The sequence below is a fragment of the Streptomyces albofaciens JCM 4342 genome (assembly GCF_008634025.1).
GTDB lineage: Bacteria > Actinomycetota > Actinomycetes > Streptomycetales > Streptomycetaceae > Streptomyces > Streptomyces albofaciens.
In genome coordinates this window covers 1972498-1981840 of the sequence record NZ_PDCM01000001.1, presented here as the reverse complement: position 1 = coordinate 1981840, position 9343 = coordinate 1972498, and the positions used below count along the sequence as shown (strand labels likewise).

Genomic DNA, 9343 nt, shown 5'->3' with positions numbered 1-9343 from the left:
CCCGGATCCGCCGGATCCGCGACCATGTCCATCATGGACCCCACCACTGACAACGGATCTTCCGGCGGACCCGGCGGCGGCTCCGGCGGACCCGGCGACGCATCCGGCAGGCCCGGCGACGGCCCGGGCGCGCCCTCCGACGGCCCCCTCGCCTTCCAGCTCGTCCTGCTGCGCCGGATGGCCGACCACCAGCCCGGCCTGGTCGAGGACGCGCTGCGCACGCTCGGCGCCTCGCGCGCCGACCTGCGCGAGGCCAACCGCCGCTGGCAGGCCTGGGCCCACTCGCCGCGCTCCCGAGGCGCGGTGCAGCGCTACCGCTCGCTGCTCGGCCGCCCCGAGTCCGTCACCACCCGCCGCATCGGCGATCTGACCTGCGAGGCGCTGACCTGGCCCGTACCGCTGTGGCCCGAACTGCGCTTCGAGGTGCTGACCGGCCCGCAGGGCGCCGCGTGGAACGCGTGGCTCGTCCGGGCGCCGGGCGCACCCGGCCCCACCCTGCGTACGGCCGACGACCTCGTCCCCTGGTCCTGCACGGTCGACGAGGTCGCCCGCGCCTTCGCCCCGGCCCGCCCCATGGAGGGCACCGCCCCCACCCGCTGGCGGCTCGCCTTCACCGCGCCCGACGCGCAGGGCGAACGCCACGCCACCGTCGCGGAGTTCACGTGGGGCCTGCTACAGCGCACCATCGAGTAGCCCACCGTCGAGCGAGGCCCGCAGGCACGCGGCGGTCACCGAGCCGCGCGCGGACACCAGGTCGCGCGGCGTCCCGGCGAACACGATCTCGCCGCCCCGGCGGCCGCCGCCGGGCCCGAGGTCCACCACCCAGTCCGCCCGCTTCACCACGTCCAGGTCGTGCTCGATCACCAGGACGGTGTTGCCGCCGTCCACCAGCCGGTCCAGCAGGTCCAGCAGCCCGTCGACATCGGCCATGTGCAGCCCGGTCGTCGGCTCGTCCAGCACGTACAGGCTTCCCGTACGGTGCAGCCGGGTGGCCAGCTTGAGCCGCTGCCGTTCGCCGCCGGACAGGGACGACACCGACTGCCCCAGCGTCAGGTATCCGAGTCCGACGTCGATGAGCGCTGCCAACTTCCGTACGATCCCGGCTGTTTCGTCGCCCCCGGCCGTCTGCCTGTCCGCCGACCCGGCACCGCTCTCGTCGGTCTCACCGGTCTCACCGCTCTCGCCGACCCCAGCGGTCCCACCGCCTCCCCCGTCCCCACCCGCGAAGAATTCCTGCGCCTCCGCCCCCGTCATCTCCAGCACGTCCGCGATCGACCGCCTGCCCAGGGTCAGCCCGAGCACGTCGTCCTTGAAGCGCCGCCCCCGGCACGTCTCGCAGGTCGTCGTCACCGGGTCCAGGTACGCCAGGTCCGTGTGGATCTCCCCGCGCCCCCGGCACGCCTCGCACGCCCCGGCCGAGTTGAAGCTGAACAGGCCCGCCGGTACGCCGTTCGCCCGCGCGAACAGTGTCCGTATCGCGTCCATCACCCCGAGGTACGTGGCCGGTGTGGACCGCGCGGACACCCCGATCGCGGACTGGTCGACCACGATCGCCTCCGGGTGCGCGCCCACGAACGCCCCGGACACCAGCGTGCTCTTGCCCGAACCCGCCACGCCCGTGACCACCGTGAGCACCCCGGTGGGTACGGAGAAGTCCACGCCCTTCAGGTTGTGCAGCGTCACGTCCCGTACGGTCAGCAGGCCGCCGGGCCTACGGGGCTCCTTCTTCACGTCCGTCACCCGCCGCAGCCCCCGGCCCGTCGGCGTGTCGGCCGCCGCCAGCCCGCGCACCGTCCCGGCGTAGACCACCTCGCCGCCCTGTGCCCCGGCCCCCGGGCCCATGTCCACCACATGGTCGGCGATGGCGATCACATCCCGGTCGTGTTCGACGACGAGCACGGTGTTGCCCTTGTCGCGCAGCCGTACCAGCAGGTCGTTGAGCCGTCGCACATCGCTCGGGTGCAGCCCGGTGCTCGGCTCGTCGAAGATGTACGTCATGCCCGTCAGGCTGCTGCCCAGGTGGCGCACCGTCTTCAGCCGCTGCCCCTCACCTCCGGACAGCGTGTCGGTCGGCCGGTCGAGGCTGAGGTAGCCGAGGCCGATGTCCGTCAGCCGGTCCAGCGCGGTGACGGCCCGGGCCGCGATGGCCGCGCCCACCGGCTCGTCGGCCGGGTCGATGCCCCGCAGGACCGCGCTCAGCTCGGTGACCTCCAGGGCCGCCATCTCGGCGATGTTCCGCCCGGCGACCTGCGACTTCAGTGCCGCCTCGGTCAGCCGGCCGCCCCGGCACCGCGGGCAGGTGCCGTCCTTCGCGAAGGCGCGCACCATCTCCCTCGTCTTCTCGGGGAGCGCCGCCAGGCCCCGCTTCACATAGCGCCGGTCGAAGTGCTCGACCAGTCCCTCGTACGTGTTGTTGTAGCCGCGCTCACCGCGCTTGACCTTGAAGCCCTTGCCGTACAGCAGCAGGTCCCACTTCTCGGGCCCGTACCGTTCCAGGGGCTCGTCCGGGTCGAAGAGGCCGGAGGTGGCGTAGATCTGCCAGCCCGCGGTGCCGACGGCGAGCGGCGGGAAGCGGATCGCGCCCTCGTTGAGGGAGCGGCCGGTGTCCAAGAAACGGTCCAGGTCGATACGGGTGGTACGGCCCAGCCCGGCGCACTCGGGGCACATCCCGGCGGGGTCGTTGAAGGAGTACGCGGTGGCCTCGCCGGCGGACGGCGTGCCGCAGCGCGAGAACAGCACCCGCAGGACGGCGTGGATGTCGGTCATGGTGCCGACGGTGGAGCGGGCGCCGCCCCCGACGGGCCGCTGGTCCACGACGATCGCCGGGGCGAGTCGCTCGATGGTGTCCGCCTTGGGCCGCTCGTGTTTGGGCAGCTGGTTGCGCACGTACCAGGTATAGGTCTCGTTCAGCTGGCGCTGCGACTCCACCGCCACGGTGTCGAAGACCAGTGAGGACTTACCCGAGCCGGACACCCCGGTGAAGACCGTGATGCGGCCCTTGGGGATCTCGACGTCCACATCCTTGAGGTTGTGCTCGCGGGCACCGGTGATGGTGATGCAATCGGTGTCAGTGGTGCCAAGGGTTCCGGCGGTACTCGTGCCCCGGTCGGCGTGCTGTGCTCCCATACGGGCCACGCTAGGAAGGAACTAGGTCAGAACATGGCCGCCTTCTGCGGCACCCTGGACGGCATGAGCGACACCCCGGCCCGCCTCCTGAAGCTCCTCACACTGCTGCAGACCGGCCGCGAGCGGACCGGCACCGAGCTGGCGGAGCGGCTGGGCGTCAGCCCGCGCACGGTCCGCCGCGACATCGAACGGCTGCGCGACCTGGGCTATCCCGTGGACGCGGCCCTCGGCGCCATCGGCGGCTACCGCCTCGCCTCCGGCACCGCCATGCCGCCGCTCCTCCTGGACGACGACGAGGCCGTCGCCATCGCGGTCGGCCTGTACGCCGCCGCGGGCGGCACGGTCGCCGACGTGGCGGAGACCTCCGTACGGGCCCTCGCCAAGCTGGAGCAGGTGCTGCCCGCCCGGCTGCGGAACCGCGTGACCGCCCTCCAGGAAGCCACCGTCCCGCTGTACGGCCTACTCACCGGCGGCGGCGAGGCCCCGGTGACCGACCCTGCCGTGCTGACCGCCCTGGCCACCGCCTGCCACCGCCGCGAGCGGGTCCGCTTCGCGTACGCCGCGGCGGACGGCACCCCGAGCAGGCGGCACACCGAGCCGTACCGGCTGGTCAGCGCCGATCACCGGTGGTATCTGGTCGCGTACGACCTGGACCGCGCGGACTGGCGTACGTTCCGGGCCGACCGGATCGGCGAGCCCCGGCCCACCGGCGCCCGCTGCGCGGCGGACCGCCGTCCGCCCACCCCGGACGCCGCCGCGTTCGTCGCCGAGTCCATCGTCAGCCACCGCGCCCGTTACCGGGCGCTGGTCACCCTGCACACCACCCTGGAGGACGCCGCCCGCCGCCTCCCCGCCGGCACGGGCCTCCTGGAACCGCTCACGCCCGGCTCCTGTCTGCTGCGGACGGGCGGTGACGCGCTGGACTGGCTCGCGTACCGGCTGGGCTTCCTCGGCGTCCCCTTCGAGGTACACGAACCGCCCGAGCTGATCGCCTACTTGCGCGACCTCGGCACCCGCCTCGTCGACGCCTCGTACGGCCCCCCGGAACCGCGGGGCCAGGAGCCGACGGCGCCGTGACCCCGGCCGTCCCCCAACCGGACCCTCCCAGCGCGCACCTGACGCCCCGTCGGCACACGATGGTTCCGGGCGGCCTCCCACGGCCGCTCGTCCCGCAACCGACGCACGCCTATCGGGGAGGCCCCCTCCATGACCGCCAGCCTGGCCCAGCTGCACCGTTGCTCGGTCGCCGTCGACCTGGGCGAAGCCCGCACCCGGATGTACGTCAAGAACCAGGGCGTGGTGGTGAACCAGCCGACCGTCGCGGCCGTCAACATCCGCACCGGCGCGCTGATCGCCGTCGGGGACCGCGCGGAGGTGATGGACGGCCGGACACCGGACCACATCCGGGTGGTGCGCCCGGTCTCCGGCGGCACCGTCGTGGACATCGACATGGCGCAGCGGCTGCTGCGCCACCTGGTAGACGACAAGCTGCGCAAGGCGTGGCGGCGCAGACCCACCATGCGGGCCGCGATCTGCCTGCCGTACGGCAGTGAGCCGCTGGCCCAGCGGGCCGCGGTGGAGACCCTGAACGGGATCGGCGCCCGCCGGGTGGAGATGGTGGACACCCTGGTCGCCGCGGCGGTCGGCTGCGATCTGCCGGTGGAGCAGCCGGAAGCCACCATGATCGTGGTGTGCGGCGCGGGCACCACGCAGATCGCGGTGCTCTCGCTGGGCGAGATCGTCGCGGCGGAGACCGTACCGGTGGGCGGCAACGCCATCGACCACGCCGTGGTGCAGCACCTGAGGCTGCATCACAAGCTCATGCTGCCCGGTCAGTCCGTACGGCCGCTGCACCTGATGCTCGCCGGCGACGGCGACCTGGTGGCGGGCCCGACCGAGGTGCACGGCCGGGACGTGGTGAGCGGGCTGGCCCGCTCGGTCATGGTGGAGACCGAGCCGGTCCGGCGCGCCATCGCCTCACCGCTGACCGGCATCCTGGACGGGATCGGGGCGGTGCTGCGGCGCTGCCCGCCGGACCTGGTGGCGGACCTCGGCGAGCGCGGCATCATGCTCGCGGGCGGCAGCGCGCTGATCCCCGGCCTCCAGTCGATGATCCGGCAGGCCACGACCATGCCGGTACACATCGCGGAGCGGCCGGACACCTGCGCGGTGCTGGGGCTCGGCGACATGATCGAGGGCAAGGTGGAGCCGCTGCACCTCGATCCGATGGCGACCTGAGCGGGCGCGCGCCTCCCGGATCACCCTCCGGGCGCGGCGCGCAACCCGCCCCGTCACAGCGTCCGGGTGTTCCAGCCCACCACCGCGGGCCGCCCGTGTTCCTCGCCGAGCACGCCCACGGTGCCCGTCTCGAAGGTGAACAGCGCGCCCGCCGACGCCGGCAGTCCCAGCCGGCGGGCCGTCAGCACGCGCTGGAAGTGCCCGTGGCCGACCAGCACCACATCGCCGTCGGCCGTCCGCAGCTGCTCCTCGATACGGGCCAGCACCCGGTCGGCGCGGGCGCCGACCTGCTCGGGCGACTCGCCCGGGTGCTCCGGGGGCCCGGCGGCCACGCCGTCGGTGAACAGGAACCAGCCGGGGCGGGTGCGGTGGATCTCGTCGGTGGAGATGCCCTCGTACCCGCCGTAGTCCCACTCGCTCAGGTCGGCGTCGATCTGCGGGTCCGGCAGTCCGGCCAGCTCGACGGTGTGCCGGGCCCGCCGCAGCGGGCTGCTGAGCACCGCGCCGATCTTCCGGTCCGCCAGCACCGGCCGCAAGGAGCGGGCCTGCTCCTCACCGCGGGCGGTGAGCGGCAGGTCGGTCCAGCTGGTGTGCTGCCCCGACCTGCTCCACTCCGTCTCGCCGTGGCGGATCAGGAGCAGTTCATTCACCGGCGGCCTGCCCGTCCTGCTTCTGCTCCTCCTGCTTCTGGGCCTCCGCCACGGAGGCGCGCACCTCGTCCATGTCCAGGTTGCGGGCCTGGCCGATGACGTCCTCCAGGGCGGCCTCCGGCAGCGCGCCCGGCTGCGAGAACACCGCGATGTTCTCGCGGACGATCATCACGGTCGGGATCGACTGGATCTGGAAGGCGGCGGCCAGCTCGGGCTGCGCCTCGGTGTCGACCTTCGCGTACACCAGATCGCTGTTCTTCTCGGACGAACGCTCGAAGACCGGGCCGAACTGCTTGCACGGGCCGCACCACTCGGCCCAGAAATCGATCAGGACGAAATCGTTTCCGGAGACGATCTCGTCGAAGTTGTCCTTGGTGAGCTCTACGGTGCTCATGCGTATTCCCTGCTTCCGGTTCCGGTCTGCTGTCGGTCCCGCTGCGGCAACGGATTCATCGCTGCACCTATTCCGCACGCCGGACCGTCCCGCACCCCTGCCCAGCAAACGCCGTCCTATCCATGCGAATTTCCCGGGCCGTCCGGCGGCCTCCGCGCGGCCTCGCCGGCCAGCCTCCGCCACACCCGGTCCCGGGCCAGCGGCAGCCGCGTGAAGCGCACCCCGGTGGCGTCCCGGAGCGCGTTGGCCAAGGCCGGCGCGACCGGATCGAAGGGGCTCTCGCTCATGGACTTCGCGCCCGCCGGGCCGATCGAGTCGGCGGTGGGCGTGAAGCGCACCTCGGTACGGGGCACGTCGGCGAAGGCGGGCAGCCGGTACTCGCGGAACGCGGCGGTACGCACCCGGCCGCGCCCGTCCAGCCGTACGTCCTCGAACAGCGCCGACCCCAGCGCCTGCGCCACCCCGCCCTCGACCTGCCCCCGGCACTGCATGGGATTGATCACCGTGCCCGCGTCCGCCACGTGCACGCTGCGCAGGACACGGATCTCGCCGGTGTCCGGATCGACCGCGACACGGAACCAGTGCGCGTTGAAGGCGACGGTGCGGGGCGTGCCGGTGGCGTGGCCGTGGCCGGTGAGGGGGGCCTCGTCAGGGCCGGTGGTGGGGGCCTCGCCGTGGCCGGACAGTTCCCCGTCACGACCGCCACCGCCACCGCCACCACCGCCGTCACCGGTGGCCCGGTCCCGGATCCGGGCGGCCAGGGAACGGGCCGCGCGCACCACGGCCTCGCCCGCCACCACGGTCCCGGCCGAGCCGAAGACCCCGGAGTCGTACCCGACCGCGTCGGTGTCGGCCTGCCGTACGGTGATCCGCTCCTCGTCGACACCCAGCTCGGCCGCGGCGAGCTGGCGGTGCGCGGTGGTGGCGCCGCTGCCGGATTCGGTCGTGCCGACGGCCAGCTCGTACGAGCCGTCGGCGGTCAGCGTCACCCGTGCGTCGGCGAAGTGCCCGCCGGGCCCGCCGGCGGCGATCATCGCCAGGGCGCTGCCCTCACCCACCAGCCAGCCGTCCGGAGCGGCGGGCCCTTCCGACGCGGCCGCCTCGCGCACCGCGGCCACGCACGCGCCCAGCCCGTAACTGCCGATACACAGGTCCCGCTCCGCCCCCACCACCGTCTCCGGCGTGTCACCGGGCTGCACCACGTTGCGCTCCCGCACCACCAGCGGATCGAGGCCCAGCCGCCGCGCCAGCTCGTCCAGCGCGCTCTCCAGCGCGAAGACGACCTGCCCGAGCCCGTAGCCGCGGAAGGCACCGGCCGGGACGGTGTGGGTGTAGACGGCGAAACCGTCGGCCTTCTTGTTGGGGCAGCGGTAGAGGGCCAGGGCGTCGCCGCAGCCGTGCAGCAGGACGTTGCGGGCGTGGTTGCCGTACGCGCCGGTGTCGGACACCGCGCACAGCTGGAGCGCGGTGAGCGTCCCGTCCCGGCGCGCCCCGGCCTTGACCCGTACGGTGAACGGGTGCCGGGTGGTCGCGCCTGTGAACTGTTCCTCCCGTGTGAACTCCAGCTTCACCGGCCGTCCGGTGCGCAGCGCCGCCAGCGCCACGACATCCTCGACGAGCATCTCCTGCTTGCCGCCGAAGGCACCGCCGACCCGTCCCGCGACGACGCGTACCGCTTCGGGCGGCAGGTCGAGCAGCGTGCAGAGGGAACGGCGCACGAGATACGGCACTTGAGTACTGGTCCGGACGACCAGCCGCCGCGCCGGCCCCGTACCCCGCTCCCCACCCCGCTCCCCGTCCCGCTCCCCCGGTTCGAAGAACGCCAGCGCGCCGTGCGTCTCCAGGCTCGCGTGCTGCGCCCGCTGCGTACGGAAGGTCTCCTCGTACACCACGTCGGCCGCCGCGAACCCGCCCGCCACGTCGCCGGTCTCCCCGTGCGCCTCCGCCGCCACGTTGGCACCGGGCCGCGCGATCCCCGCCCACTCCCCCTTGTCGTGCACGACCGGGGCACCGGGACGCATGGCCTCCTCCGGGTCCAGTACGGCGGGCAGCACCTCGTACGTCACCACGACACGACGGCAGCCCTCCTCCGCCGCCGCCTCACTGTCCGCGACCACCGCGGCGACCCGCTGGCCCACATGGCGGACCGTGTCGTCCAGGAGCCGGGTGTCGAACGGGTCGTCCTCCGGGTGCTCGTGCTGGGCGGTGGAGAAGTGGCGGGCGGGCGCGTCGTGGTGGGTGAAGACCGCGTGCACGCCGGGCGCGCGCAGCGCGGCGCGCGTGTCGATGGCGGTGATCCGGGCGTGCGCGTGCGGCGAGCGCAGCAGCTTCATGTGCAGCAGGCCGGGCAAGGCATCGGTACCGAGGTCGATGTCGAAGGTGTAACGGGCGGTCCCGGTGACCACGTCCAGGGCGCCGGGCGCGGGAACGTTACGGCCGACGCCGTGCCCCGCCGCCTCCTCGGTGTGCCGGACGCCCCGCACGGCGTCCTCGATGGCCCGATAACCAGTACACCGGCACAGATTTCCCTTGAACGCGCGCGGCAGATCGGCCAGCAGTTCGGCGTCCAGCGCCGCCGTGGTCATCAAGAACCCAGCCGTACAGAACCCGCACTGAAACCCCTGCGCCTCCAGGAACCGCCGCTGCACCGCGTGCAGTTGGCCGCCCCCCGACTCGGCGAGCCCTTCCACCGTGGTGACCATCCGCCCGTCGGCCCGTAGAGCCGGATACACGCAGCTGTGCACCGGCTCCCCGTCCACGTGAACCGTGCACGCCCCGCAGTCCCCCGCGTCACACCCCTTCTTGACGCCGAACCAGCCACGCTCGCGCAGGTACGTGCGCAGGCACTGACCAGGGCGGGGTGGCGTGCGGGTGGCCGTGCCGTTGACTTCAGTACGGAAGGGAGCGGGGCGTGCGGCTTCGGTACGGAAGGGCG

7 protein-coding genes are annotated in these 9343 nt (G+C 73.3%); 3 read left to right on the top strand and 4 right to left on the bottom strand.

Going from position 1 to position 9343, the window contains the following annotated elements; genetic code table 11:
* Nucleotides 1-24 precede the first annotated feature (24 nt).
* Nucleotides 25-693: a hypothetical protein gene (locus tag CP973_RS08945; protein ID WP_150239096.1), complete on the top strand. Its 669-nt coding sequence runs from the start codon at nucleotides 25-27 to the stop codon at nucleotides 691-693.
* On the opposite strand, the gene CP973_RS08940 is transcribed toward CP973_RS08945, so the two are convergent.
* A complete protein-coding gene (locus CP973_RS08940) occupies nucleotides 673-3126 on the bottom strand; it encodes an ATP-binding cassette domain-containing protein (RefSeq protein WP_150239094.1) in 2454 nt (817 codons plus the stop codon). The genes CP973_RS08945 and CP973_RS08940 overlap by 21 nt on opposite strands.
* 63 nt (nucleotides 3127-3189) lie before the next feature.
* Between CP973_RS08940 and CP973_RS08935 the strand changes: the two genes are divergently transcribed.
* Nucleotides 3190-4203: a helix-turn-helix transcriptional regulator gene (locus CP973_RS08935; protein ID WP_150243336.1), complete on the top strand. Its 1014-nt coding sequence runs from the start codon at nucleotides 3190-3192 to the stop codon at nucleotides 4201-4203.
* Between the two features lie 129 nt (nucleotides 4204-4332).
* Nucleotides 4333-5364 carry a rod shape-determining protein gene (locus CP973_RS08930; protein WP_150239092.1) on the top strand — a complete coding sequence of 344 codons (1032 nt, stop codon included), beginning with the start codon at nucleotides 4333-4335 and terminating at the stop codon, nucleotides 5362-5364.
* 53 nt (nucleotides 5365-5417) lie between these two features.
* Here the strand turns inward: CP973_RS08930 and CP973_RS08925 are convergent, their stop codons facing one another.
* The 3 genes from CP973_RS08925 to CP973_RS08915 all read right to left on the bottom strand — a co-directional run bounded on the left by CP973_RS08925 (nucleotide 5418) and on the right by CP973_RS08915 (nucleotide 9251).
* On the bottom strand, nucleotides 5418-6014 hold the full coding sequence (locus CP973_RS08925; RefSeq protein WP_150239090.1) for a histidine phosphatase family protein: 597 nt from the start codon (nucleotides 6012-6014) through the stop codon (nucleotides 5418-5420).
* A complete protein-coding gene (gene trxA, locus CP973_RS08920; RefSeq protein ID WP_150239087.1) occupies nucleotides 6007-6408 on the bottom strand; it encodes a thioredoxin in 402 nt (133 codons plus the stop codon). Before trxA ends, CP973_RS08925 begins: the two co-directional genes overlap by 8 nt.
* 116 nt (nucleotides 6409-6524) lie before the next feature.
* A complete protein-coding gene (locus tag CP973_RS08915; RefSeq protein ID WP_244409796.1) occupies nucleotides 6525-9251 on the bottom strand; it encodes a molybdopterin-dependent oxidoreductase in 2727 nt (908 codons plus the stop codon).
* Nucleotides 9252-9343: the final 92 nt, after the last annotated feature.

Bases quoted from the DNA above. Each gene is read 5' to 3' on its own strand.
- CP973_RS08930 (WP_150239092.1), top strand. From the start codon at position 4,333: ATGACCGCCAGCCTGGCCCAGCTGCACCGTTGCTCGGTCGCCGTCGAC.
- CP973_RS08945 (WP_150239096.1), top strand. From the start codon at position 25: ATGTCCATCATGGACCCCACCACTGACAACGGATCTTCCGGCGGACCC.
- CP973_RS08940 (WP_150239094.1), bottom strand. From the start codon at position 3,126: ATGGGAGCACAGCACGCCGACCGGGGCACGAGTACCGCCGGAACCCTT.
- CP973_RS08935 (WP_150243336.1), top strand. From the start codon at position 3,190: ATGAGCGACACCCCGGCCCGCCTCCTGAAGCTCCTCACACTGCTGCAG.
- trxA (WP_150239087.1), bottom strand. From the start codon at position 6,408: ATGAGCACCGTAGAGCTCACCAAGGACAACTTCGACGAGATCGTCTCC.